Origin of the sequence: Pseudonocardia yuanmonensis (genome assembly GCF_039542425.1) — a bacterium.
Lineage (GTDB): Bacteria > Actinomycetota > Actinomycetes > Mycobacteriales > Pseudonocardiaceae > Pseudonocardia > Pseudonocardia yuanmonensis.
The window spans coordinates 476,786-502,637 of record NZ_BAABIC010000001.1 but is presented as its reverse complement, the minus strand read 5'-3'; the positions used below and the strand labels follow the sequence as shown (position 1 = coordinate 502,637).

The window sequence follows — 25,852 nt, the reverse complement described above, 5'->3', positions numbered from 1 at the left end:
GACCTCCTGAGGCACAGACGGGTAGCCTTCCCGCAACCGTCCGGGGCCCCGGGCGGACCGGCGGACGGGGGAGGGACCGATGGCGCGAGCGCACCAGCCGGCCTCGCGGCCCCCGAACGCGCCGCCGGGCGACGCGGCGATCCTCGAGGCGTCGATCGCGACCATGGCCGAGCACGGCTACCACGGGACATCCGTTCGGGACATCGCGCTGCGGGCCGGGTTGAGCCCCGCCGCGCTGTACCACCACTTCCCGTCGAAGCAGGCCGTTCTCGCGATGATCATGGAGCGGGGGATCGAGGCCCTGCTGGCCCGCACCCGCGAGGCGCTGGAGTCGGCGGGGGACGACCCGGTCGACCGGCTGCGGGCGCTGGTCGAGGTGCAGGTGCTGTTCCACCTCGAGGACCAGCGCGGCACCCTGCTGGGCACCAGCGAGCTGCGGGCGCTGGAGGAGCCGGTGCGCACCCCGCACCTGGCCAAGCGGCACGCGCAGCAGCGGATGTTCGACGAGGTGGTGGCCCGGGGCGTCGAGACGGGCGCCTTCCGCACGCCGCTGCCGGGCGAGGCCTCGCGGGCGATCGTCGTGATGTGCACGGGCGTCGCGAGCTGGTTCTCGCCGCAGGGGCCCGCCTCCCGCGAGGAGATGGTGCGCCGCTACCAGCGGCTGGCCCTGGACATGGTCGACGCGGTGGACCCCGGCCCCTGGGACGGCGACCCCGCCTGACGGACGGGGGTGCGGCATGACGGCCGCGGCGGAGACCCGGCGCCCGATCGGCGACCCCGCGGACCCGGCCGTGCTCGCGGAGCTGCTCGCCGGCCGGTTGACCGAGGTCCTCGGCGAACCCGTCGAGGTCGTCGGGCTGCACCGGCTGACCGGCGGCGCGAGCCGCGAGACCTGGTCCTTCACCGCCCGCTCCGGCGGCGTGGCGCACCGCCTGGTGCTGCGCCGCGACCCGCCCGGCCCCGGCCGGCCGGACGGCATGGCGATGGAGGCGCGGGCGATCGCGGCCGCGGAGCGGGCCGGCGTGCCGGTGCCGCCGCTGGTGGACCACGGCACGGACCCGGCGGTCGTCGGGGCGCCGTACCTGGTCACCCGGCACGTCGACGGGGAGACGCTCGCCCGACGGTTGCTGCGCGACCCCGAGTACGCGCAGGTCCGCGGCACCCTGGCCGCCGAGCTGGGGCGCGCGGTCGCGCGCGTGCACGCGATCCCGGTGGGCGACCTGCCCGGCCTGGAACGCCGGGACCCGCTGGAGCAGCTCCGGCAGACCTACGACGAGCTGGGCGAGCCCCTGCCGTCGATCGAGATCGCGCTGCACTGGCTGGAGAAGCACCGGCCCGCCGAGGTGCCCGAGACCGTGGTGCACGGCGACTTCCGCAACGGGAACATGATCGTCGCGCCGGACGGGCTGAAGGCGGTCCTGGACTGGGAGGTCGTGCACCGCGGCGACCCCCGCGAGGACCTCGGCTGGCTCTGCGTGAAGTGCTGGCGGTTCGGCGCCGCGCCGACGGTCGGCGGGTTCGGCCCGCTCGACCAGCTGCTCGACGGCTACGCCGAGGTCGCCGGGCACCGCCCGGACCCCGAGGCGGTGCGCTGGTGGCAGGTCTTCGGCACCGCGCGCTGGGCCGTGGGCTGCCGGGGCATGGCCGAGCGGCACCTCTCCGGTGCCGTCCCGTCCGTGGAGCTGGCCGCGATCGGGCGGCGCGTGTGCGAGCAGGAGCACGACCTGTTCCTGGCCCTCGGCCTCCCGGCCGAGCTCCCGGAGGACGTCGAGGCGCCGCCGTCGGACCTGCACGGGAGGCCGACGAGCCGCGAGCTGCTCGAGGCGGTCGCGCTCTACCTGCGCCAGGACGTCATGCCCGGTACCCAGGGCCGGCTGAGCTTCAACGCCCGGGTCGCGGCCAACGTCGTCGACACCGTGGCGCGGGAGCTCACCCTGGGCCCCGAGCAGGAGCGCCGGCACCGTGCGCGGCTCGCCCGCTTCGGCCGCGCCGACCAGGCCGACCTCGCCGCCGCGATCCGCGCCGGCGTCGTCGACCCGGAGGACCCGGCGCTGCTGGCGGCGGTGCGCGAGGCGATCACGGACCGGCTCCGCGTGGCCAACCCGAAGTACCTGTCCCACCCCGGTGAGTGAGCCGGCGGTGTCAGTTCTGACCCGTGCGAGGGAGCACGAATGCGGATCGGCGACATCCTGACCTTCACGGCCGCGCGGCGCGGCGAGGAGGCCGCGCTGGTGTTCGAGGACCGGAGCTGGACGTTCGCGGAGCTCGACCGCGACGTCCGGGCGCTCGCGACCGGCCTGGCCCGGTACGCCGCCCCCGGCGACCGGATTGCGATCCTGACCGAGAACAACCCCGAGTACATCCAGGCCTACTACGGCGTCCCGACGGCGGGGATGGCCCTGGTGTTCCTCAACTACCGGCTGAGCCCGCGCGAGGTCGTGCTCAACCTGGAGGATTCGACCCCGACGGTCCTCGTCACCGAGCTGAAGTACCTGGAGACGGCCCGGAAGGCGATGGCCGAGGTGCCGTCGATCCGCACGCTCGTGTGCCTCGACGGCCCGGCCGAGGGGGCGCTGGCCTGGTCGGACCTGCTCGCCGAGCCCGGTCCGCTGCAGGTCCCGGACGAGGACTCGCCGGCCTGGCTGATCTACACCTCGGGCACCACCGGGCGGGCCAAGGGTGCGGTGCTGACCCACCGCAACGTCGTCGCCGCGGTGATGAACTCGCTGCTCAGCTGGGAACACGACCACGATCCCGGCGTGGCGCTGATGCCGTGGCCGCTGTGCCACATCGCGGGCTACGGCGTGCCGATGGCGCACCTCAAGGGCGACACGATGGTCCTGATGCGCCGCTACGACGCCGTCGGGTTCCTGGAGGCGGTGCAGACCCACCGCGTCAGCCAGACCTCCGTGGCGCCGACGATGCTCGCGATGCTGCTGCGCCATCCGCGGTTCCCCGAGTTCGACCTCTCCTCGCTGCGCCGCATCAGCTACGGCTCGGCGCCGATGCCCGCGGCCGTGCTGCGCGAGGCCATGGCGGCCTTCCCGGAGGTCCGGTTCCAGACCGGGTTCGGGATGACCGAGCTGGCCGGCAACGTCGTCGTGCACGGCTCGGACGACCACGTCCGGGCGCTCGAGTCCGACGAGGCCCTGCTGACCAGCGTCGGGAAGCCGCAGTGGCTCTCCGCGGTGCGGGTCGTCGACCCCGACGGCCGGGACACCGGCCCGGACGAGGTCGGCGAGCTCGTGATCCGCGGCGACCAGGTGTGCGCCGGGTACTGGGGCCGGCCGGAGGCGACCGCGGAGGCCTACCGGGACGGCTGGTTCCACAGCGGCGACCTCGCGCGCCGGGACTCCCGGGGCTACCTCTACATCGTCGACCGCAAGAAGGACATGATCCTCACCGGCGGCGAGAACGTGTACTCCCGCGAGGTCGAGGAGATCCTGCACCAGCACCCGGACGTGGCGGCCGCGGCCGTCGTCGGACAGCCGGACGAGGTGTGGGGCGAGCTCGTCGTCGCGGTGCTGGAGGCCCGCGAGGGGCGCACCCCGACCGAGGACGGCGTCCGCGAGTTCTGCCGTGGGCACCTGGCGGGCTACAAGATCCCGCGCCGGGTGCTCGTGGTCGACGAGCTGCCCCGCACCACCACCGGGAAGGTCCGCAAGCCGGTGCTGCGCGAGCTGGTGACGCGCGAGGCCGTTGACACCGCCCGGACCCCCTCCTAGCGTGATCTGAACGATCGTTCAGCGCGATCCCGTCACGACTTCCAGCGTCGGAAGGAGACCCCGCATGGTCAGCGCCGACCCCGCCGCCGACCCCGCCGACACCGGCACCCCCGTCCTCCGTGAAGTGGCCTCGGGCCTGCAGTTCCCCGAGGGACCGATCGCCCTCGCGGACGGTTCGGTGGTCCTCGTCGAGATCCGCCGCGGGACGCTGTCCCGCGTGTGGCCGGACGGCTCGGTCGACGTCGTCGCGGAGCTCGGCGGTGGCCCCAACGGCGCCGCCGTGGGCCCCGACGGAGCGATCTACGTCTGCAACAACGGCGGCTTCGAGTGGCACGACCGGCCCGGGGGCATCGTCGCGCCGGGACACCAGCCCGCGGACTACAGCGGCGGCCGGATCCAGCGCGTCACGCTCGAGGGTGAGGTCAAGGACCTCTACACCGAGGTCGACGGGCGGCCGCTGCGCGGGCCCAACGACATCGTGTTCGACTCCGCGGGCGGCTTCTGGTTCACCGACCTCGGGAAGAACCGCGGCCGGGAGATGGACGTCGGCCGGCTCTGCTACGCGCTGCCGGACGGGTCGTCGATCACCGAGGTGGTGCACCCGCTGATGACGCCGAACGGGGTCGGGCTGTCCCCGGACGGTTCCCGGGTCTACGTGGCGGAGACCCAGACCGGGCGGGTCTGGGAGTGGGAGGTCCTCGGCCCGGCACACCTCGGGCCGTGCGGCGACCCGCCGCGGGGGCCGGGCGGGGCGCACCTGCTGCACGGCTTCCCCGGCTACCAGCTGCTCGACTCGCTGGCCGTCGACGGCGCCGGCAACGTCTGCGTCGCCACGCTGGTCACCGGCGCGGTGAGCGTCATCCGGCCGGACGGCACGCTCGACCGGCAGATCCCGGTCCCCGAGCCGGACCCGTTCGTCACGAACATCTGCTTCGCCGGGGCGGACTCGCGCACCGCCTACATCACCTCCTCCGGGCGCGGGAAGCTGTACGCGGCGGAGTGGCCCTTCGCGGGCCTCGACCTGGCGTTCCGGGCATGACCGTCACGTCGGGCGGGAGCGTGCGCGCCGAGCTCACCGCCGCCTTCACCGCGCCCGGGGGCGAGTTCGCGCTCGTCGACACCGAGGTCCGCGGGGTGCCGTGGCGGGTGTACGAGCGCGGCCCGCACACCCTGCGGGAGCTGTTCGAGCTCACCCGGACCTGGGGCGACCGCGTCTTCACCGTCTACAAGGACGAGCACGTCACCTACGCCGAGCACGCGGGGATCGTCGCCGGGCTGGCCCGGCTGCTGCACGACGAGTACGGGCTGCGGCAGGGCGACCGGGTGGCCGTCACGATGCGGAACTACCCGGAGTGGGCGCCGTGGTTCTACGCCTGCCAGGTGTCCGGGCTGGTGTTCGTGCCGCTCAACGCCTGGTGGACCGGCCCCGAGCTGCGCTACGCGCTCGGCAACTGCGAGGCCCGGCTCATCGTGGCCGACGGCGAGCGGGCGGCGATCCTCGAGGGCATCGACATCCCGATGATCGAGGTCCGGGGCGAGGGCAGGGGCCGGCCGTGGGCGGAGGTGCTGGCCTCGCTGGACCGGGACGCCGCGCTGCCGGACGTCACGATCTCCCCGGACGACGACGCCACGATCCTCTACACCTCCGGCACCACGGGCCGGCCCAAGGGCGCGGTCGGGACGCACCGCAACCACTGCACCAACATCCTGAACACCCTGCTCGGCGCGCGGGTCGCGGCGACGATCGCCAACGGCGGGACCCCGCCGGACCCGGACCCGGACGCGCCGCAGCCGGGCGGGCTGTGCACCTTCCCGCTGTTCCACATCGCCGGCATCACCAGCCTGACCTACACCGCGCTGACCGGCGGGAAGCTCGTCACGCAGTACCGGTGGGACCCGGTCGAGGCGCTCGAGCTGGTCCGCCGGGAGTCGCTCACCGGCGTCTCGGGCGTGCCGACGGTCGGGCGCCAGCTGGTCGAGCAGGCCGCACGCGAGGGCGGCGGGCTGGACACGCTGGCGGCGCTGAGCATGGGCGGGGCGCCGATCCCGCCCGACCTGATCGGCCTGATCGACAGCCAGTTCGCCTCGCTGGTCTCCCCGGCCAACGGCTACGGGCTGACCGAGACGACCAGTGCCGTCGTCTCCAACACCGGGCAGGACTACGTGACCCACCCGGACAGCGTCGGCCGGCTCGCCCCGGGCGCGGACATCCGCGTCGTCGACCCCGGGACCGGGGAGGACGCCGGGCCGGAGGAGATCGGCGAGCTCTGGTTCCGCGGGCCCAATGTGGTGCGCGGGTACTGGAACAACCCGGAGGGGACGGCCGCGGCCTTCACGGACGGCTGGTTCCACACCGGGGACCTCGGGCTGGTCCGCGACGGCTGGGTCTACGTCGTCGACCGGATGAAGGACGTGGTCATCCGCGGCGGCGAGAACATCTACTGTGCCGAGGTCGAGGCCGCACTGTTCGAGCACCCCGCGGTGGCGGACGTCGCCATCGTCGGGATCCCGCACGCCCGGCTCGGCGAGCAGGCGGTCGCGGTCGTGAACACCCGGGCCGAGGTGAGCGCGGAGGAGCTGCAGCAGCACGTCCGCGAGCGGCTGGCGGAGTTCAAGGTGCCCGAACAGGTCGTGTTCCGCGCGGAGCCGCTGCCGCGCACTCCCAGCGGCAAGGTCCTGAAGCGCGAGCTGCGCACGGAGGTGCAGGCATGACCGCGAGCCCGGAGACGGCGCTCACCGACGTCCGGTACGAGGAGGACGGGCACGTCGGCGTGCTCACGATCGCCCGGCCGGAGGTGCACAACGCCCTGCGCCGCAGGACGTACGACGAGCTGGAGGAGCTGGTCCGCACCACCACCGCCCGGGTCCTGGTGATCACGGGCGAGGGGCGCTCCTTCTGCTCGGGCGACGACGTCCGCGAGCTGATGGGCGGGGGCGACCCGGAGAAGCGCCCGCCGCGGCCCGCCCCGCGGCTCACGCCCGCGGCCGGCGCGCTGCTGACGTCCGACGTCCCGGTGATCGCCGCCGTCAACGGCGCGGCGGTCGGGTGGGGCATGGAGATGGCGCTGATGGCGGACTTCCGCGTGGCGGCCCGTCGCGCGAAGTTCGGCGAGCTGTTCGTCAAGCGCGGGCTGTGCAGCGACGTAGCCGGGATCGCCCGGCTCGCCCAGCTCGTCGGCCGGGAGAAGGCGGCGGAGCTGCTGTTCACCGGCGAGATCATCGACGCCGAGGAGGCCGGCCGGATCGGGCTGGTCGGCCGCGTCGTCGACGACGACCAGCTGCTCCCGACCGCGCTCGAGCTGGCCGGGCGGATCGCGGCGAACCCGCCGCTGGCCGTCGGCGCGCTCAAGGCCGGGTTGCGCGAGGCGCTCGACCCGGACTGGACCGAGCTGGGCCGCTGGGTGAGCACCCGGCTGGGCGAGCTGTTCGCCACCGAGGACCACCGCGAGGGCGTGCGGTCCTTCCTGGAGAAGCGGGAGCCGAGGTACGTGGGGCGATGACGACCAGCAGGACCTTCGCCGGTCTCGACGCGCCCGCCGTGGAGGCGTGGCTGACCGACAACGTCGACGGTTTCGCAGGCCCGGCCCGGTTCGCCCTGGTCGCGGGCGGGCGGTCCAACCTGACCTACCGGATCGACGACGCGGCGGGGCACACCTACGCGCTGCGCCGCCCACCCCTCGGGGGCGTGCTCAGCACCGCGCACGACATGAGCCGCGAGTGGCGGTTCATCTCGGCGATGGCGCCGACCGCGGTCCCGGTCGCGCCGCCGCGGGCGTACTGCGCCGACCCGGCGGTGAGCGGCGCGGAGTTCTACGTCATGGACTTCGTGGAGGGCACGGTCCTCGCCGATCCCGCGGCCGCGGAGTCGCTGACGCCCGCGGCGCGCGCCCGGGCGGGCGAGCACGTCGTCGAGGTGCTGGCGGCGCTGCACGCGCTCGACCCCGAGGAGGTGGGGCTGGAGGGCTCGCGGAAGGGGTTCGCCGAGCGCCAGCTCGCGCGCTGGCACCAGCAGATCCGGAACTCCGGGGTCGAGGGCGCCGAGCTCGCGCTGCTCGACGAGATCCACGCGGCGCTCGCCGCGCACGTCCCGCCGCAGTCCCGCGGGATCGTGCACGGCGACTTCCGGCCGGGGAACATGACCTTCGGCCCCGACGGGACGGTCCGCGCGGTCTTCGACTGGGAGCTGTCGACCCTCGGCGACCCGTTGGCCGACCTCGGCTACCTGATCTCGCTGTGGCAGGAGCCCGGCGACGATCTGCCCGAGGGGGCCGACCCCGGTCCGACGACCCTGCCCGGCTTCCCGACCCGGGACGAGCTGGTCGCCCGGTACGCCCGGATCACCGGCCGGGACGTCTCCCACCTGCCCTACTGGATCGCCTTCAACCGCTGGCGCTCGGCGTGCATCCTCGCCGGGGTGCAGGCGCGGTACCTCGCCGGCGTGATGGCCGACGACGGCTTCGCCGACCAGGTCCGCGCCCGGATCGCCACCGGCCGGCTCCTCGGCGAGTCCGCGAAGGAGGCGCTCGAGGCCGCCGGGCTGGGATGAGCGAACGGCGCTCTCGCTCAGTAGGAGTGAGCGAGAGCGCCGTTCGTCCATGCGACTGCGCCGGGACAGCGACTGCGCCGGGACAGCGCCAGGCGCGGGACAGCGCCGGCCGCGACACTGCCCGGTATGGACACACCGGAGGGCGCTCGCCTGCGCTTCGAGCTGTACGGCCGCGCCGTGATCGAGGTCGAGCGGCGGGACGGGCGCTGGGTCGCCTCGTACGTCGGGGAGGGCCGCCGGCGCCCCGCCGAGGACGTGCGGCTCCCGCCCGAGGCGCCCGCGGACTCCCTCGCCGACCACCTCGACGTGCTCTTCCACGAGTACGCCCGACCCGGTACGAGCGTCCGCCGCCTCCGGTGACCGTCCCTGCACCGCTGTCCCGGTGAGCGAACGGCGCTGTCGCTCAGTAGGAGTGAGCGAGTGTGCCGTTCGCCGGTCGGTCGACAGGGGGATGACAGGGGCCTGACACCGCCGGGCCGCACCGTCGTCGTCGAACCCGTCACCGAGCCGAGGGGACCACACGATGACGACGACGATCCGGACCACTGCTCCCACCACCGTCCGCAGGGCGGGGCGGAGCGAGCACGCCGCGGTCGCCGCAACGCTCGCCGCCGCCTTCGTCGACGACCCGATCTTCGCCTGGATCCACCCGGACCCGGCAGACCGGGCGGACCGGACGCTGTTCTTCTTCGAGCGTGCCGTCGAGGTGCTCGCGCAGCACGACGACATCTGGGCCGCCGGACCGGACGTCGCCGGCGCCGCCCTCTGGGTGCCGCACGGCAGCGCCCCGATGTCCGACGAGGAGGGCGAGGCCTTCGGGGGCGCGCTCGCGGAACGCGCCGGGGCCGACGCCGAGCGGCTGTTCGCGCTGATGACCGTGATGGAGGAGCACCACCCGCACGAGCCGCACGAGTACCTGTGGTTCCTCGGCGTGCGGCCGGACGAGCAGGGCCGGGGCATCGGGAGTGCCACGATGGCGCCGGTCCTCGCCCGCGCCGACCGGGCCGGCCACCGGGCGTACCTGGAGGCGACGAGCCTCCGCAGCAAGGCGCTGTACGAGCGGCACGGCTTCGTCGCCGAGGCGCCGATCTCCGCCGCCGGCAGCCCGCCTCTCTGGCCCATGTGGCGCGACCCGCAGTGACCCCGCAGTGACCCCGGAGCGACCCCGGAGCGACATGCCCCTGAGCGAACGGCGCTCTCGTTCACATCTAGTGAGCGAGAGTGCCGTTCACCGGGTCAGGCCCGGCGCACGAGGATCATCTCGGCGGCGCGGCGGGCGTGCTGGAGCGTGAGCGAGCGGGCGCGCTCGCCCTCGCCGGCGCGGATCGCGGCGGTGATCGCGATGTGGTCGTCCGCGTTGCGGTCGAGCAGCCGCGGGTCGCCGGCCAGCCCGGCCCAGGTCAGGTTGCGGGGCAGCCGGTGGTGCAGCGCGTCGAGGCTGGCGGTGAGCTGCCGGTTCCCCGCGGCCTCGACGACCGTCGCGTGGAACAGCGAGTTGGTCCGGTACCAGAGCTCGCGGGCCTCCTCCTGCGCGTCCGGGTCCCGCGCCAGCACGACGACCCGCCGGAAGGTCGCGTCCGTCCCCGCGAGCACCTCGAGCTGGGCCTCGGTGATGCGGTCCGCGGCGAGCTGCGCGGCGTGCCCCTCCAGGACCCCGCGCACCTCGAGGGCCTCGGCGATGTCCCGGGTCGACGGCAGCGTCACCCGCGCGCCCCGGTGCGCCACCATCTCGACGACGCCCAGTGCCTCGAGCTGGCGCAGCGCCTCCCGGACCGGGGTGCGGCTGACCCCGTGCTGCTGGGCCACCTGCTCCTGCCGGATCCAGCCGCCGATGGGGATCTCGCCGCTGCCGATCCGCTCCTGGAGCCGATCGACGATGTCCCGCACCGAGGCGACGTCGGCGGAACCCCGGGCGGCCACGGCGCGATCGTAGTCGGCGGCCGGTCACCGCCCGGCCGCGTAGCCCTGTGCCCCGCGCGGGTTCGCCGCGGCACCGAGCTGCCCGGTCGCCGGGTCCCGCGTGACGACCGAGAGCCGGCCGAGCGTCCACGGCCCGGAGACGGTCACGGCGTGCCCGCGCCCGCGCAGCTCCGCGACCACCTCCGGCCCCAGGCGCTCCTCGACGACCAGCCCGGCCGGCGTCCAGGTGCGCGGCCAGAAGGAGCCGGGCACCGCCGTGGTGTGGAAGGCGGGCGCGTCGATCGCCTCCTGCGGCGACTGCCCGCCGACCAGCGTGCGCAGCAGGTAGAGCAGCTGCCACTGGTCCTGCTGGTCGCCGCCGGGCGTGCCCAGCGCGGCGACCGCGGCCCCGTCGCGGAGCAGGAGGGTGGGGCTGAGCGTGGTGCGCGGGCGCCGGCCGGGGTCGAGCCGCGACGGCGAGCGCGGGTCCAGCCAGGACATCTGCAACCGGGTGCCGAGGCAGAACCCGAGGCCGGGGACGGTGGGCGAGGACTGCAGCCAGCCGCCCGACGGCGTCGCGGAGACCATCGTCCCCCAGCGGTCGACCACGTCGACGTGGCAGGTGTCGCCGCGCGTCTCGCCGTCCCGGGCCACCGTCGGCTCGCCGGTCCCGGCCGCGGCGGCGCCGTCGACGTGCAGCGGCGGCAGCACCGGGTCACCGTCGAGCCGGCTGGGGCGCAGCTCCCGGGAGGCCGCGGGGCCGATGAGCGCCGCGCGCGCCCGGGCATGGGCCGGGTCGAGCAGCCGGTCGAGGAGCCCCGGCGCGGCGGCGGCGCCGTAGTGGGCCTCGCGGTCGGCGAGCGCGAGCTTGAGCGCCTCGGCGACGGTGTGCGCGCCCTCCGCGGTTCCCGGGTCCAGCCGGCCGTCGCCGACGTGGTCGAGGATGCCCAGGGCCTGCAGCAGCACCGGGCCCTGGCTCCACGGCCCGGCCTTCGCCACCGTGGTGCCGCGGAAGTCGCGGCACACGGGCTCCTCGGTGGTGGCGCGGAAGGCCGCGAGGTCCGCGGCCCGCAGGACCCCGGCGTGGTCGCGGCCGTCAGAGTGCCGGTGCGGCTTGGCTGCGAACTCCTCCAGGGCCTGCGCCACCGCGCCCTCCTGCCACGCGCGTCGCGCGAGCTCGATACGCCCGAGCCGGTCGGCGGCCGGGCGGCCTGCTGCGAGCAGGGCGCGCAGCGTGGACGCGTACTCGGGGTTGGTCAGGGTCGTGCCGGCCTCCGGCACGCGGCCGCCGGGCAGCCACAGCTCGACCGACGACGGCCAGTGCTCCCGGAACAGATCCGCGACCGCGGCGATCGTGGCCGTGAGCCGCGGCACCACGGGGTACCCGTGCTCGGCGAGGTCCAGGGCGTACTCCAGCACGTCGGCGAGCTCCCACGTGCCGTGCTCGGCCAGCAGCCGCAGCCACGCGACGACGGCGCCGGGCACCGCCGCGGCGAGCGCCCCGGCCCCGGGCACGTGGTCGAGCCCCTCGGCCGCGAGGTGCTCCCGGGTCGCGCCGGCGGGGGCCGGGCCCTGGCCGCACAGCACGAACGGCGCACCGCCCGCGGGCGCGACCAGGGCGACGAGATCCCCGCCGGGGCCGTTGAGGTGCGGCTCCACCACGTGCAGGACGAACGCCGCGGCCGTCGCCGCGTCCACCGCGGTGCCCCCGCGCTCCAGCACCGACTGGGCGGCGCCGGTCGCGAGCCAGTGGGTGGAGGCGGACATCCCGAAGCGGCCGCGCAGGGTCGGGCGGGTGGTCACGCCGCCGGCTCCACCGTGAGCGACCGCTCGGCGCGCTCGAGAGCGGCCCGCACGCTGCCGACGCCACGGGCCCGGGCGTCGGCGAAGATCTCCGCGAGCGTGCCCTCGATCGCCTCGGCCCGCTCGCGGACCCGCTCGGCGGACCAGCCGAGCACCTCGCGGCCGACGAGGTGGATCGCCCCGCCCGCGTTGGCCACGAAGTCCGGGGCGACGACGGCGCCGCGCGCGGCCAGCACGTCCGCGGCCTCGTCGTCGGCGAGGACGTTGTTGGCCCCGCCCACCACGGCGCCGGCGGGCAGGGTGCGGGCCACCCGGGCGTCGATCAGGCCGCCGACGGCGCAGGGCACCAGCACGTCGCACGGCGTGCGGACGACCTCCTCGGGGGCCACGACCTCGACGGCGGCCGCGAGCCCGACGGCCATGGCGACCCGGGCGGGATCGACGTCGGCGACGAGCAGGCGCGCGCCGGCCGCCGCCATCGCCCTCGCCACCCGCATGCCGACCGCGCCGAGGCCCTGCACCAGGATCCGTAGCCCGGCGAGGCCGGGGTGCCCCGCCTCGCGGGCCGCCGCCCGCACGGCGGCGACGACGCCGACCGCGGTCGCCTCGGCGCTCGTCCCCGACCCGCCGTCGGCCTCCGCGCGGCCGAACGCGTAGGTCGTGTGCCGGCGCAGCACGTCCATGTCCGCCGTGTCGGTGCCGATGTCCGGGCCGGTCCAGTAGGTGCCGCGCAGGAGCTCGATGTGCCGCGCGTGCACCTCCAGCGCCCGGCGCCATGTGGCGTCGTCGAGCCGGTGCCGCGCGGCGGGGAGCGCCAGCACCGACTTGCCGCCGCCCATCGGCAGGCCGGCGACGGCGACCTTGAGGGTCATCGCCCCGGCCAGGCGCCGGGCGTCGGCGACCGCCGCCGGCAGGGACGGGTAGACCATCGCGCGGGTCCCGCCGACGGCCGGGCCGAGCCGGGTGGAGTGCACCGCGATCACCGACCAGGTCCCGGTCGGCTCGTCGTGGCGCAGGGAGGTGAGCTCGCCCGCCCACGGCGGGAGCGAGCGCGGATCGAGCGGGGTGACGGTCACGGACTGCTCCTCGAGGGGACGGGGACCGCGGCGCGGTCCCAGACGGTGGTCAGGAAGGCGACGACGCGCCCGAGCTCGCCCGGGCGGAAGAAGGCCGGGTCGGCGTGGTCGGCGCCGGGCAGCACGACGAGCTCGGCCGGCACCCCGGCGGCCCGCAGGCCCGCGTGGAGCCAGCGGCTCTGGGCGAGCCCGACGCGGTGGTCCGCGTCGCCGTGCACGATCAGGAAGGGCGGCGCGCCCGGCCCGGCGAGCCGCAGCGGGTTGGCCGGGTCGTCGACACCGTCCGGCTCGCGCCCGAGGAAGGTGCGGACGATCGCGGCGGTCCCGGCCTGGCCCTCCGGCGAAGGCTCGTGCGCGTCGTCGAGCAGCCGGCCGAGGTCGGCGGGCCCGTAGTGGTCGACGACGGCGTCCAGGCCGGCCGCGCCGACCCCGTCGCCGACCGGACGGCCGAGCGGGTGCTCGCCCGAGAGCGCCGCCATCGTCATCAGATAGGCGCCGGCGGAGCTGCCCCAGCCGGCCACCCGCCGCGGGTCCAGGTCGTAGCGGTCCGCGTGGGCCCGCACCCACCGGATCGCCGCCCGGAGGTCCTCGACGGGTTCCGGGAAGGGCACCTCGCCCGCCAGTCGGTAGCCGACGGACGCGACGGCGATGCCGCGGGCGGGCAGGCCGTGCCACGGGCCGTGCCCGGGCATCCCGCCCAGCCAGCTCCCGCCGTGCGCGTAGACGACGACCGGGTGCGGACCCGGCCCCTCCGGCAGGTGCAGGTCCAGCCGCAGCGCCCGCCAGCCGGGCGGGGTGGCGTAGGGGACGCCGAGGTGGCTGCGCGCCCCGGGCAGCACGCGCACCGCGGGCGGGTCGAGGAAGGGCGCCGGGACCAGGGCCGCGTAGTCCGGCACCGGGAGGATCTCCGACGGGTGCACCGTCACACCCGGATGTAGTCGGGGATCGCGGGCAGCGTGCCGGCCAGCTCGAACGCCCCGACGAACGCGTTCTTGGCGTCGATCGAGTCGTGGCTGCCGAAGGTGCGGGCGTTGCGCCAGAACCGGTCCAGCCGGAACCGGTTCGCCGTGCTGCGCGCACCGGTGAGGTCGTGGATCCGGGCGGTCACGTCGAGCCCGGCGCGGGTGCTCGCCACCTTGGCCCGGAAGCCCTTGATCGCCATCTCCTCGGGGCGGGTGACCAGCTCCGGTGCCTCCAGCTCGTCGGCGACCGAGAGCAGCAGGGCCCGCGCCGCCGCCAGCTCGCTGGACATCTCGCCCAGCTGCCGGTGCATCAACGGGTCCTCCGTCGCGGTGCCGAACCGCGGCATGCTGGGCCGGTTCAGCTCCTGCACGTACGCGACCGCCGCCGCGAACCCGCCCTCACCGATGCCCTGCAGCAGCGCGCCGTGCATCAGCATCACCGCGCCGAAGAAGTACGGGTCGGCGACGTGGGCGCGGAAGTGCCAGCCGTCGGGCACGAACACGTCCCGGTAGCGGATGGTCTGGCTGACCGTGCCGCGCTGGCCCATGTTGTCCCAGTCGCCGAGCAGCTCGAGCGCGGGATCGTCGAGCCGGACCAGGGCGTGCCAGCGCGGGGCGGTCTCCACGACGCCGTCGTCGCCGACCAGCGCGAAGCTCACGCTGGCGATGTCGCGGCCGCCGCCACCGCTGTTGGTGTTGAAGGTCTTGGTCCCGGAGACCACCACACCGCCCGGCACACGCCGGCCGACGACCCGGCCGGTGCCGCCGGTCTCGGCGTTGGACGCCACGAACCGGCGGCCCTCGTGCATCAGCTCGTCGGCCAGCTGCTGCTTCGTCTCGCGCGGCAGCTCGTCCGAGGTGAAGAGCTCGCGGGCGACCAGCGTGGTCGTGCTCCAGCACTGCCCGGTCGAGCCGTCCCCGGCGCAGATCTCGATCTGCGCCTCGATCAGCTCGCGCCAGCCGCCGAAGGCGGGACCGTCCCACAGGCCCCCGAACTCCACCGGCACGTTGATGCGGTGCAGGCCGGCCTCGCCGAGCAGGGCCATCGCGGCGGTGGGGTCGGCGCCGGTCGCGTCGATCCCCGGGCCGGCCTCGGCGAGGAGGGGCCGCAGGGCGCGGGCCCGCTCGACGACCTCGCGCCGGGTGGCCGGGAGGTGCGTGGCGCGCAGCAGTTCGGTGGTCATGACTCGTCCTTTCCTCGGAGGGTGGCCGCGCCGACGCCGTACGCGGCGACGACGAGCAGGGAGAGGGGCATGAGGGCGACGACGAGGGCGTCGCTGCCGGTGACCTCGGTGTAGTGGCCGACGATCAGCACCAGCACCGCGACGAGCACGGTCCCGGCGGCCGCGGGCGCGAGGACCGTGACCCACCGGGACTCGGTGACCCGGCGGCGCAGCGCGGCCACGACGAGGCTGGCGCAGCAGCCGGCCATCATCGCCACCAGGGCCAGCGAGGTGATCCCGGACAGCGCCGGGAAGAGGTTGACGATCGGGTCCGCACCCGCGATCGCGAAGGGGACCAGCAGCAGAACCGCGACGACGGCCTGGGTCCGGCAGCCGACGAACGGGGTGTCGTGCCGGTGGTGCACGGTGGCGAGCGCGCGGGGCAGCAGGCCGGACCGGCCGAGGGCGAACAGGTAGCGCGAGGCCAGGTTGTGGAAGGCGACCGCGGCGGCCAGGAAGCTGATCGTGACGAGCCCGCTCAGCACCGGGCCGGACCAGGCGCCGAGGTAGCGGTCGGCGGCGGTGACGACGAGGGCTCCGGGGTCCTCGGCGGCCACGGCCCGCACGTCGTCGAAGGCCGCCGCGAGGGTCCAGGTGCCGAACGCGAAGACCACCACGAGGATGCCGAGCGCGGCGTAGGTCGCGACCGCGATGCTCCGCCGCGGCGCCCGTGCCTCCTCCCCGTACGCCGCGGTGGCCTCGAACCCGCCGAAGCAGAGCAGGCAGAAGACCAGCGTCATCGCCAGCCCGGGACCGAACGCCGCGGTCGGCGAGAGGGCCGGGACCGCCCAGCCGTCCGGGTTCCGCACGAGCACGGCGACGGCGAGGGCGGCGATGATCGCGAACTGCAGCACCGAGATCCCGGTGGTGACGTGCTGGGCGATCTCCACCCCGCGCACGCCCAGGCCGTAGGTGATCACCAGCGCGACCGCGGCGAAGGCCCACCACGGCACCTCCGCACCGGTCAGCGCCGTCCAGGTGAGCGCGGCGAAGTAGCCGGTCGCGGCCACCATGCCGGCCGCGGCGATGGTGTAGGCGAGGGTGGCGACGAAGGCGGTGGCGGCGCCCGCGCGCCGGCCCAGACCGAACTCGACGAAGGCCTGGTAGGCGCCCGCGCTGGTCACGTACCGGCTGAGCACCACGTACCCCGCGGCGAAGACCGCCAGCACGACCCCGACCAGCACCAGCAGGAGGACCGTCGAGGGGCCGGTGCCGAAGCCGAGGCTCAGCGAGATGTTCGACGACAGGGCCGTCAGCGGCGCGGTCGCCGCGACCACCATGAAGATCATGCCCGGCACGCCGATCGCGTTGCGGCGCAGCGACCCCGCGGTGGCCGGGGCCGGGGTGTCGCCCGGTACGGCGGCCGGGACGGCGGGTCCGGCGGCCTCCGGGGCGGTCACAGCGCCGACCCGTCGGCACGCCCGACCCGGCCGCGGTCGTTGAAGACCCACGGCTCGCTCGCCTCGGACGGCGAGGGCTCGAGCAGCTCGACGATGTAGTGGGTCACCGGTTCCGACCCGAGGTTGCGGATCCGGTGCGGCGGCAGGGGACGGGCGCGGCCGACCGTGCGGTAGAGGACGAAGCCGGGCTCGGCGTGCTGCACCAGGCCCCAGTCGGGGTCGCCCAGCTCCTGGGCCTGGGCGTCGCCCGCGTCGGGCCACAGCACCACGTGGTCGTGGTGGTGCTGGTGGAAGTCGAACATCCCGCCGGGTTCCAGGGTCATGGACCAGACCCGGACCCGGTCGTTCTCGAAGATCAGGGTGTCCCCGGGGGCGGTGGGGACGTCCGTGCTCGCGGTCATGCTGTCCTCCTGAGTGCAATCCAAAGCAGATTGGATCCAATCTGCGGATCGAGTGCGGTACGAGACGTGCGACGGGTGGCGGTGGGCGGGGTCCTCGCATCCCGATCGGAGCGATCAGGAGCCGGAGGTCAGGGGGGAGCGGGAGGTCAGGGGTGGGAGAGGGCGCGGAGCAGCGCGTCCGTGAGGTCGTTCAGGTACCCGGGGGTGAGCGGCACGTGCCGGACCGACAGTCGCCAGTACAGCGGCGCCCCGACGAGGTCGAGCGCCAGGTCCACGTCCACGGCCAGCTCACCCCGCGCCACGGCCCGGTCGAACACCGGTCTCGCCATGTCGCGACGCGGGTCGCCGACGGTGCGGCGGAGGGCGTCGGCCAGGTCCGGGTTGCGCACGGCCTCGGAGCTGACGTCCGGCAGGATCCGGGCGATGAGCGGGTGCGTGAGCCACTCGTGCATCGCCTCGACCAGCACGCGGAGGTCGGCGCGCAGCGTGCCCGTGTCGGGCGTGGGCACGGCCGGCACGCTCAGCTCGGACAGGGCGGCGGTGACCATCTCCGGCTTGCCCGGCCAACGCCGGTACAGCGCGCTCTTCCCGACGCCGGCGCGCCGGGCCACCGCCTCCATGGCGAGCCGCCCGTAGCCGCTCTCCGCGAGCTCCTCGAGCACGGCCGTGGTGATCGAGGCCGTCTTCGCCGGCTGCAGGACCGCGGCGCCGGTGGGCGTGCGTCTCACGGGGACCTCCCATCGCCGACGGGACGGTACCGTCCCGTCCTGTTGTGGACGAGACGGTACCGTCCCGACGACATGATCGGAAGGGCCTTGGCGGAACGATCAGGAGGCGGCGGCCTTGGACACCCCGCGGAACTCCGGACGGTCGGAGAGGGCGGGGTCGAAGCCGATCACCTGGCTGGTCGTGGCAACCGGCGACTCCGGGTAGAAGAGCACGCCGTCGAGGACCTGGTCGGAGACCTCCTGCATCATCCGCCGGAAGATCTCGGCTCGCTGCGCCTGGTCGGTGGTCGCCAGTGCCTCCTGCTGCAGCCGCTCGATCGTCGCCGTGCTGGTCCCGCCCGGGTTGTTGAAGCCGGTCGGCAGGTACCGCAGCGCCGTCATCTGCGCCGGGTCGGCGCGCCCGCCGCCCGAGCCCATCAGCAGGTCGCCCTCCTTGCGGGCGAAGAACACGTCCGTGAGCTGCTGGCCCTCCATCACGCGGGTGGACATCCGGACGCCGACGGCGGCGAGGTCGGCCTGCACGGCCTCCGCGATCCGGATCGAGTCCGGGCTGGAGGGCACGAGCGCCTCGAAGGCGAACCCGTTCGGCAGCCCCGCCTGCGCGAGCAGCTGCCGGGCCCGCTCCGGGGCGTAGGGGTGCGGCTCGGGCGGCAGGTCGGGGTTGTGCGCGAAGCTCCACCCGGGCAGCGGCTGCTCGGACACGGTGGCGTAGCCGCGGAACACCGAGTCGACGATGGCCTTGCGGTTGATCGCGTGCGCCAGGGCCTGCCGGACCTCCAGCTTCCCGAACTCGGAGCGGGACCGGTTGGGGTGGAAGAAGTAGAAGTTGTTCGACCGCCCCCGCTCGAGCCGCAGGCCCGCGGCCTCGGCCTCGGGCACCTGCTCCGCGGAGATGATCGAGCCGTCGATCTTCCCGGTGCGCAGGGCGTTGAGCCGGGTCGTGGGGTCGACGTAGACGTACATGTCGACGCCCGCGACCTGCACGGCCGCGGGGTCCCAGTACCCGTCGACCCGGCGGTACTCGATCTTGGCCTGGGGTTGGTAGGAGGCTACCCGGAACATGCCGGCGCCCACGGGGGCCTGGTCGAGGTCGGGATCGTCGAAGGCGGCCGGGCTGACCATGGCGCCCGCCCGGTCGGAGAGGATCAGCGGGAGCGCCGCGTTGGGCGTCGACAGGGTCAGCCGGACGGCCAGCGGGCCGGTCACGTCGACCGACTGCACGGACGCGAGCTCGTTGCGCACGGACGAGCCCTCGACCGTCTTCGCGCGCTCGATGTTGGCCTTGACCGCGGCCGCGTCGAAGGGCGTGCCGTCGTGGAAGGTCACGCCCTCGCGCAGTTGCAGGTCGAGCGCCCGGCCGTCCGGGCTGAACCGCCAGGACGTCGCGAGCCCGGGAACCGGGTTCAGGTCCTTGTCGACGTGCACGAGCCGGTCGTAGGTCAGGAACAGGAACGTGTTGTCGTAGCTCGACGTGGCCCGGTGCGGGTCGAACCGGCTCAGGCCCACGATGTGCGCCCAACCGAAGATCGCGTTCGGGTCGGCGGGCCCACTCGGCCCGGCCGCCTGCCCGCCGCCGGACGGCAGCGGCGCACACGCCGCCACCAGCCCCAGCAACAGTGCGACCGCCGTGCCCCGGACAACCGCTCGGATGCGCCTCATCGCGCCCCTCTCTCGTCGTCGAACAGGACTCGACCTGCGCGAACGGCACCTCCGTGCGGGAGGTCCGCGCAGGTGCCGTTCGTGCAGGAGGCTGAAGGAGGATCAGGAGGTGGCGGCCTTCGCCACGCCGCGGAACTCGGGTCGGTCGGCCAGGAACGGGTGGTAGTCCAGGACGGCCGGGCCCGTGGCGATCGGAGGCGTGGGGAAGTAGAGGATGACCTCGAGCGCCTGCTCGACCATGGCGTTCATCATCCGGTGGAACGCCGCGGCCCGCGCCGCCTCGTCGCTCACCGCCACGACGTCCGCCTGCAGCTGCTCGAACTCCGGCGGCGCCGAACCGCCGGGGTTGTTGAAGCCGTCCGCGGTGTAGCGCAGCGCGGTCGTCTGGGCCGGATCGGCCCGCCCGCCGCCGACGGACGGCAGACCGTCGCCCTCCTCGCGGACGAAGAACACGTCCGCGATCTGCGCGCTGTCCATGATCCTGATGCGCATGTCGATGCCGACCGCGGCGTAGAAGTCCTGCAGCGCCTCGGCGTGCTTGCCCTGGTCGCTGCCCGCGGAGGCGAAGACTTCGAAGCTGAACCCGTTCGGGTAGCCGGCCTCGGCGAGCAGCCGCCGTGCGAGTTCGGGGTCGTACGGGTAGGGATCCGGCCCGACGTCCGGTGAGTGGGCGAAGCTCCAGTCCGGCACCGGCTGCGCGGCGATCTTCCCGTAGCCCCGGGCGAGCCCGTCGACGAGGGACTGCCGGTCCACCGCGTGCCAGAGGGCCCGGCGCACCCGCACGTCGGAGAAGAACGGCCGGGCCCGGTTGGGCTGCAGGTAGTAGAAGTTGTTCGTGCGTCCCGCGGTGACGGCGATGCCCGCGGCCTGCGCCTCGGCGACCTGGTCGGGGGAGAGCACGGTGGCGTCGATCTCGCCCGTACGCAGGGCGTTGAGCCGGGTGACCGCGTCCGTGTAGATCAGCATGTCGATCCCGGCCACCCGCACGGCGCCGGGATCCCAGTAGCCCTCCGTCGGCCGGTAGGTCACGCTCGCCCCGGGCCGGTAGGCCGTGACCCGGTACATACCGGCGCCGACCGGGGCCTGGTCGAGATCGGGATTGTCGAAGGCGGCCGGGCTGACCATGGCGCCCGCCCGGTCGGAGAGGATCAGCGGCAGCGCCGCGTTCGGGGCGGAGAGGCCGAGCCGGACCTGCAGCGGCCCGATGACCTCCACGGACGCGATGCTCGCGAGCTCGGCCCGTACGGCCGAGGCCTGGACGGTCTTGGCCCGCTCGATGTTCGCCTTGACCGCGGCGGCGTCGAACGGCGTGCCGTCGTGGAACCGCACGCCCTCGCGCAGGTCGAGCTCGAGCACCCGCCCGTCCCCGGAGGTGCGCCACGCGGTCGCGAGGCCCGGGACCGCCCGGCCCTCGGTGTCGGTGTGCACCAGCCGGTCGTAGGTGAGGAACAGCAGCGTGTTGTCCGTGCTCGACGACGCCCGGTGCGGGTCGAAACGGCTCACCCCGATCGTGTTGGCGTAGCGGAACACCGCCGACGGATCGGCGGGCCCGGCCGCCGGGCGGGCGGCGCCCTGGTTCCCGAGCGGCGCACAGGCGGCGAGCAGCGGCAGGGAGAGGGCGCCCGCCAGCACGGACCGCCGGGTCAGCTGCGCGCCGACCGGGCCGTACCCGCGCCCGCTCACTGGTTCGCCGCCTTCGCCACGCCGCGGAACTCGGGTCGGTCCGCGAGACCGGGACGGAAGTCCAGGACCTGCGGCGACAGCGCCACCGGCGGGGTCGCGTAGTACAGGATGACCTCGAAGGCCTGGTCGACGAACTCCCGCATCTGCGCGTGCAGGGCGTCCGCCCGGGCGGCCGGGTCGACGGTGCGCAGCACGGTCTCCTGCAGGCGTTGCATCTCCGGGCTGGTGTGCCCGCCGGGGTTGTTGAAGCCGTCCGGCATGTACCGCAGGCCGGTGGTCTGGGCGGGGTCGGGACGGCCGCCGCCCGGGCCGAGCAGGAGGTCGCCCTGCTTGCGCACGAAGAACTCGTCCGTGATCTGGGCGCCCTCGAGGACCCGGCTGGTCATCGTGATCCCGACGGCGGCGAGGTCGGCCTGGATGGCCTCGGCCACCCGCTGGACGTCCGGGCTGGTCGCGACGAGCGCCTCGAACGTGAACCCGTTCGGCAGGCCCGCCTCGGCGAGCAGCTGCCGCGCCCGCGCGGGGTCGTAGGGGTACGGGTCGGGGCCGATGGACGGGTCGTGCCCGGGGTTCCACTTCGGCAGCGGCTGGGCGTCCACCTCGCCGAAGCCGCGGGCGAGGACGTCGACCAGGGCCTGCCGGTTGATCGCGTGCCAGATCGCCCGCCGCACCCGGACGTCGCCGAACGCCGAGCGCGTCCGGTTGGGCTGGAAGTACCAGAAGTTGCTGGTCCGGCCCGGCTCGACGCGGATGCCGGAGGCCTGTGCCTCGGCGACCTGCTCCGGGGAGAGCACGGCCCCGTCGATCTGGCCGCCGCGCAGCGCGTTGAGCCGCGTGACGGAGTCGGTGTAGATCGGCATGTCGATGCCGGCCAGGCGCACCGCCGCGGGATCCCAGTAGTTCTGCGCGGCGCGGTACTCGATCCGCGCCCCGGGCTGGTAGGCGGTCACCCGGTACATGCCGGCGCCGACGGGGTTCTGGTCCAGGTCGGGGTTGTCGAACGCGGCCGGGCTGACCATCGCGCCGGCCCGGTCGGACAGCACCAGGGGCAGCGAGGCGGTGGGTGCGGTGAGCACGAAGCGCACCCGATCCGGCGCCAACACCTCGACCGCCCGCACCGGGCGCAGCTCGGGCGCGACGGCGCTGCCGGCCGCGGTCTTGGCCCGCTCGATGTTGGCCTTCACCGCGGCCGCGTCGAAGGGCGTGCCGTCGTGGAACGTGACGCCCTGGCGCAGCGTCATGTCCATCGTCGTCCCGTCCGGCCCGAACTCCCAGGCGGTGGCGAGCCCCGGCACGGCGCGGCCGTCCGCGTCCGTGTGCACGAGCCGGTCGTAGGTGAGGAACAGGTGGGTGTTGTCGTTGCTGGAGCTGGCCCGGTGCGGGTCGAACCGGCTGAGCCCCACGGCGTTGGCCCACCGGAGGATCGCGTTCGGGTCCGCCGGGCCCGAGGCCTGCTCGGCACCGCCGCCGGACGGGGAGATCGGCGCGCAGGCGGCCACCAGGACCAGGAGCAGGGCCGCGACGAGGGACCGCACCGCCTTCATCGGACGGTCACCCCGCGAAACTCCGGCCGGTGCATCAATCGCGGCACGAGCCCGACGACCCGCGACGACTGCACGACGACGTCCTCCGGGAACACCACCGGGATCTCCAGCACCTGGTCGACCACCTCGTCGACCAGGTCGTGCATCACGGCGGCCCGGGCGGTCGGGTCGGTCGTGGCGAGCACCTGCTTGTGCAGCTCCTCCAGCCGCGGCGTGGTCTGTCCGCCCGGGTTGCCGAAGCCGTTCGCGGTGTAGCGCGTGGCGACCGTCATCGACGGGTCGGCCCGCGGGCCCCAGGAGGCGAGCATCGCGTCGTACCGCTCCTGCACGAACATCAGGTCACCCATCGTGTCCGGGGCGGCCGGCGAGATCTCCATCGTGACGCCGACGGCCGCGAGCTGGGCCTGGATCGCCTCGGCCAGCGGCTGGTAGTCCGAGCCGGTCGGGATGACCGTCGAGAACCGGAGCCCGTCGCCGACCCCGGCCTCGGCCAGCAGCCGGCGGGCGAGGTCGGGGTCGAACCGGATCGCCTCGTCCCCGAGGTCCGGGTCGTAGGCCCAGTAGCCGGGGACGAAGGGCTGCGCGGACACCGTGGCGAGGCCGCGGTAGACGCCCTGCCGGATCGCCTCCCGGTCCAGCGCGTGGTTGAGGGCGCGCCGCACCCGCAGGTCGCCGAAGGCGGAGCGGGCGCGGTTGAGCACGAAGTAGTTGAAGTTCAGCGAGCCCGCGGTGCTGACCTCGAGCCCGGTCTGCTTCGCCTGGTCGAGCAGGGCCGGCGGCACCCGGCAGGCGTCGACGACACCGGTGCGCACGGCGTTGAGCCGGGTGGCCGCGTCGGCGATGTGGTGGATCTCCAGCTTCTCCGCGGCGGCCGCGGCGGGGTCCCAGTATCCGGGGTGCCGCTCGAACCGGGTGATCTGCCCTCGGCGGTGCTCGACCATCCGGTACATCCCGGCGCCGACCGCCACCGCGTCGAGGTCGAGACCGTCGGCCAGCGCCTTCGGGCTCACCATCGCCCCGGCCCGGTCGGACAGCACGGCCGGCAACGACGCCGAGGGATACGACAGCCGGAGCACGGCGGTCATCGGGTCCCGCACCTCGACGGACGCGATCGGGTCCAGCTCGGTCCGCACCGCGGACCCCTGCACCGTCTTGGCCCGCTCGATGTTGGCCTTCACCGCGGCGGCGTCGAACGGCGTGCCGTCGTGGAAGGTCACCCCGGCCCGCAGGTCCAGGCGCAGCGCCAACGGGTCCTCCCAGGCCCACGCCCGGGCCAGGCCCGGCTCGGGCTCGCCGACCGGGGACTGGTGCACCAACCGGTCGTAGGCCGGGAACAGGGTGACCCCGTCCTGGCTGATCGACGCCCGGTGCGGGTCCAGCCGGCTGGGCGTGAGCTCGTAGGCGTACCGGAACACCCCGGGCGGGCCCTGCGAGGCCGGGCCGGACGACGGGATCGGGGCGCAGCCCGTGACCGTGACGAGCCCGGCTACCGGGACGAGGCCGAGGAAGGTCCTGCGCCTCACTGCTGCTTCCTCACGGCCAGCTTCTGGAAGTCGACCTGGCCGGTCACCAGCAGCTCGAAGCCGGCGATCTTCTGGCTGGTCGCGATCACCGACTCGTCGAGCACGATCGGCACCTGGAAGGCCTGGTCGACGAGCTCGCCGACCTCCTGGTGGATGGTCTCGCGGCGCTTGTCCGGGTCGAGGGTGTCGAGGGCGGTGCGCTGCAGCTCCTCCAGCCGCGGGGTGGTGACGCGGCCGGGGTTGGAGAACCCGGTGGAGGTGAACTGCAGGTCGATGGTCATCGACGGGTCCGGCCGGCCGCCCCACTGCGAGACCAGTGCGTCACCCTGCTGCTGGCGGTAGTAGACGTCCGCTGTCTGGGCCGCCTCGACGTTGCGGATGTTCGCCTTGATCCCGACCTCGGCCAGCATCTGCTGGATCGCCTCGCCGGCCTGGGTGTAGGTGGACAGCGCGGTCACCAGCATCTCGAACTCGAACCCGTTCGGCAGGCCCGCCTCGGCGAGCAGCTGCCGGGCCTTCGCCGGGTCGTGCGGGTAGTAGTCGCCGGGGTAGGCGGGGTTGTAGGCGTAGTAGTCCGGCGGGAAGGGCTGCACGGTCGGCTGGGCGGCCCCGAAGTAGATGCCCTGGGCGATGGCCTGTCGGTTCACCGCGTAGTTGAGCGCCTGGCGCACCTTGGGGTTGCCGAACTCGGAGCGGGCCCGGTTCAGGTACAGCACCAGGTAGGTCAGCGTGGTGTCGCGGTGCACGGTCATCCCGGGCAGCCCGCTCGCCTCGCCGGCCAGCCGGCCGGACAGCAGCGCGACGTCGACCTCGCCGGTGCGCATCGCGTTCATCCGGGTGACCTCGTCGGGCAGGATGCGCAGCTCGATGCTCTTCGCCCCGACGACGTCGCGGTTCCAGTAGTCGGGGTTGCGCTCGTAGACGATCACGTCGTTCGGCCGGTACGAGGTCACCTTGTACATGCCGGTGCCGACGGGCGCGAGGTCGAGATCGGGGTTGTCGAACGCGGTGGGGCTCACCATCGCGCCGGCGCGGTGGGAGAGCAGGCCGAGCAGCATGCTGTTGCGCTTCGACAGGCGCAGCACGACCGTGGTCGGGTCGGGCGTCTCCACGGTCGTCACGCTCGCGAGGTCCGCGGCCACCGAGGAGCCCTCGACGGTCTTCTCCCGCTCGATGTTGGCCTTGACCGCGGCCGAGTCGAACGGGGCGCCGTCGTGGAAGCGGACGTTCTGCCGCAACGTCATCCGCAGCGCGAGGCCGTCGTCCTGCCACTCCCACGCGGTGGCGAGCCCGGGGATCGGGTCGCCCGCCGACGACAGGTGCACGAGCCGGTCGTACACCGGGGCGAGGTAGCGGATGTCCTGGCCGTTCGTGGAGCGGTGCGGGTCGAACCGGCTGGGGCCGACGGCGTCGGCGTACCGGATCGTCGCCTCGGGGTCGAGGTCCTCCCGGGCGACCGGTGCGGTGGAGGCACCGCCGCCGCCCTCCGACGGCGAGATCGGGGCGCAGCCGGCCAGCGCGACCGCGAGCAACGCGGTCAGCAGGGCCGTGAACACGGCCGGGACACGACGGATCGGCATGGGCGGTCCAGTTCTGCAGGGCCCGCGACGGTGCGGGGCGCAAGAATACGAAGGATCACCGGGGACGTGCCGGCGTGGCGCCATTCTGGTCATGGGTCGG

Annotated in this window: 22 protein-coding genes; 9 read left to right on the top strand and 13 right to left on the bottom strand. The window is 74.6% G+C overall.

All coding sequences use genetic code 11. The features are described from left to right. Positions 1-79 precede the first annotated feature (79 nt). From ABD990_RS02270 to ABD990_RS02230, 9 genes are all read left to right on the top strand, one after another. Positions 80-721, top strand: coding sequence for a TetR/AcrR family transcriptional regulator (locus ABD990_RS02270; RefSeq protein ID WP_345377957.1), 642 nt, complete (start codon positions 80-82; stop codon positions 719-721). Positions 722-737: 16 nt separating this feature from the next. After that, positions 738-2,132 carry a phosphotransferase family protein gene (locus ABD990_RS02265; RefSeq protein ID WP_345377956.1) on the top strand — a complete coding sequence of 465 codons (1,395 nt, stop codon included), beginning with the start codon at positions 738-740 and terminating at the stop codon, positions 2,130-2,132. A 39-nt stretch (positions 2,133-2,171) separates the two neighbouring features. Further along, a complete protein-coding gene (locus tag ABD990_RS02260; protein WP_345377953.1) occupies positions 2,172-3,725 on the top strand; it encodes a class I adenylate-forming enzyme family protein in 1,554 nt (517 codons plus the stop codon). A 64-nt stretch (positions 3,726-3,789) separates the two neighbouring features. Next, positions 3,790-4,764: an SMP-30/gluconolactonase/LRE family protein gene (locus ABD990_RS02255; RefSeq protein ID WP_345377952.1), complete on the top strand. Its 975-nt coding sequence runs from the start codon at positions 3,790-3,792 to the stop codon at positions 4,762-4,764. After that, a complete protein-coding gene (locus tag ABD990_RS02250) occupies positions 4,761-6,437 on the top strand; it encodes a class I adenylate-forming enzyme family protein (protein WP_345377951.1) in 1,677 nt (558 codons plus the stop codon). Before ABD990_RS02255 ends, ABD990_RS02250 begins: the two co-directional genes overlap by 4 nt. Beyond that, positions 6,434-7,225, top strand: a complete 792-nt coding sequence (locus tag ABD990_RS02245) for an enoyl-CoA hydratase/isomerase family protein (protein WP_345377950.1) — start codon at positions 6,434-6,436, stop codon at positions 7,223-7,225. Before ABD990_RS02250 ends, ABD990_RS02245 begins: the two co-directional genes overlap by 4 nt. Beyond that, on the top strand, positions 7,222-8,271 hold the full coding sequence (locus ABD990_RS02240; RefSeq protein WP_345377949.1) for a phosphotransferase family protein: 1,050 nt from the start codon (positions 7,222-7,224) through the stop codon (positions 8,269-8,271). Before ABD990_RS02245 ends, ABD990_RS02240 begins: the two co-directional genes overlap by 4 nt. A 126-nt stretch (positions 8,272-8,397) precedes the next feature. Further along, positions 8,398-8,631 carry a DUF7661 family protein gene (locus tag ABD990_RS02235; protein ID WP_345377948.1) on the top strand — a complete coding sequence of 78 codons (234 nt, stop codon included), beginning with the start codon at positions 8,398-8,400 and terminating at the stop codon, positions 8,629-8,631. Positions 8,632-8,794: 163 nt separating this feature from the next. Further along, positions 8,795-9,412, top strand: coding sequence for a GNAT family N-acetyltransferase (locus tag ABD990_RS02230; protein WP_345377947.1), 618 nt, complete (start codon positions 8,795-8,797; stop codon positions 9,410-9,412). A 95-nt stretch (positions 9,413-9,507) separates the two neighbouring features. Here the strand turns inward: ABD990_RS02230 and ABD990_RS02225 are convergent, their stop codons facing one another. The 13 genes from ABD990_RS02225 to ABD990_RS02165 form a co-directional block, all read right to left on the bottom strand. Continuing rightward, positions 9,508-10,191, bottom strand: a complete 684-nt coding sequence (locus ABD990_RS02225) for a GntR family transcriptional regulator (protein ID WP_345377946.1) — start codon at positions 10,189-10,191, stop codon at positions 9,508-9,510. Between the two features lie 24 nt (positions 10,192-10,215). Beyond that, a complete protein-coding gene (locus ABD990_RS02220) occupies positions 10,216-11,937 on the bottom strand; it encodes a gamma-glutamyltransferase family protein (protein WP_345378011.1) in 1,722 nt (573 codons plus the stop codon). Positions 11,938-11,969: 32 nt separating this feature from the next. Further along, on the bottom strand, positions 11,970-13,049 hold the full coding sequence (locus tag ABD990_RS02215) for a Glu/Leu/Phe/Val dehydrogenase dimerization domain-containing protein (RefSeq protein ID WP_345377945.1): 1,080 nt from the start codon (positions 13,047-13,049) through the stop codon (positions 11,970-11,972). Further along, a complete protein-coding gene (locus ABD990_RS02210) occupies positions 13,046-13,975 on the bottom strand; it encodes an alpha/beta hydrolase fold domain-containing protein (RefSeq protein WP_345377944.1) in 930 nt (309 codons plus the stop codon). The genes ABD990_RS02215 and ABD990_RS02210 overlap by 4 nt, the downstream gene beginning before the upstream one ends. Further along, on the bottom strand, positions 13,972-15,195 hold the full coding sequence (locus ABD990_RS02205) for an acyl-CoA dehydrogenase family protein (RefSeq protein ID WP_345377943.1): 1,224 nt from the start codon (positions 15,193-15,195) through the stop codon (positions 13,972-13,974). The genes ABD990_RS02210 and ABD990_RS02205 overlap by 4 nt, the downstream gene beginning before the upstream one ends. Next, entirely contained in the window at positions 15,192-16,634 is a 1,443-nt protein-coding gene (locus ABD990_RS02200) for an APC family permease (RefSeq protein WP_345377942.1), read from the bottom strand. Before ABD990_RS02200 ends, ABD990_RS02205 begins: the two co-directional genes overlap by 4 nt. Then, entirely contained in the window at positions 16,631-17,035 is a 405-nt protein-coding gene (locus tag ABD990_RS02195) for a hypothetical protein (protein ID WP_345377941.1), read from the bottom strand. Before ABD990_RS02195 ends, ABD990_RS02200 begins: the two co-directional genes overlap by 4 nt. 146 nt (positions 17,036-17,181) lie before the next feature. Continuing rightward, complete coding sequence (locus ABD990_RS02190; RefSeq protein WP_345377940.1) at positions 17,182-17,763, bottom strand: TetR/AcrR family transcriptional regulator; 582 nt, start codon at positions 17,761-17,763, stop codon at positions 17,182-17,184. A 99-nt stretch (positions 17,764-17,862) separates the two neighbouring features. Next, positions 17,863-19,422 (bottom strand): ABC transporter substrate-binding protein, encoded by a 1,560-nt coding sequence (locus ABD990_RS02185; protein ID WP_345377939.1) that lies wholly within the window; start codon positions 19,420-19,422, stop codon positions 17,863-17,865. A gap of 102 nt (positions 19,423-19,524) precedes the next feature. Continuing rightward, the gene (locus tag ABD990_RS02180; RefSeq protein ID WP_345377938.1) at positions 19,525-21,105 is read right to left on the bottom strand and encodes an ABC transporter substrate-binding protein; all 1,581 of its coding nucleotides are present in this window, start codon (positions 21,103-21,105) and stop codon (positions 19,525-19,527) included. Further along, positions 21,102-22,649: an ABC transporter substrate-binding protein gene (locus tag ABD990_RS02175; RefSeq protein WP_345377937.1), complete on the bottom strand. Its 1,548-nt coding sequence runs from the start codon at positions 22,647-22,649 to the stop codon at positions 21,102-21,104. The genes ABD990_RS02180 and ABD990_RS02175 overlap by 4 nt, the downstream gene beginning before the upstream one ends. Next, entirely contained in the window at positions 22,646-24,172 is a 1,527-nt protein-coding gene (locus tag ABD990_RS02170; protein ID WP_345377936.1) for an ABC transporter substrate-binding protein, read from the bottom strand. Before ABD990_RS02170 ends, ABD990_RS02175 begins: the two co-directional genes overlap by 4 nt. Next, complete coding sequence (locus ABD990_RS02165) at positions 24,169-25,752, bottom strand: ABC transporter substrate-binding protein (protein WP_345377934.1); 1,584 nt, start codon at positions 25,750-25,752, stop codon at positions 24,169-24,171. The genes ABD990_RS02170 and ABD990_RS02165 overlap by 4 nt, the downstream gene beginning before the upstream one ends. Between the last annotated feature and the right edge of the window lie 100 nt (positions 25,753-25,852).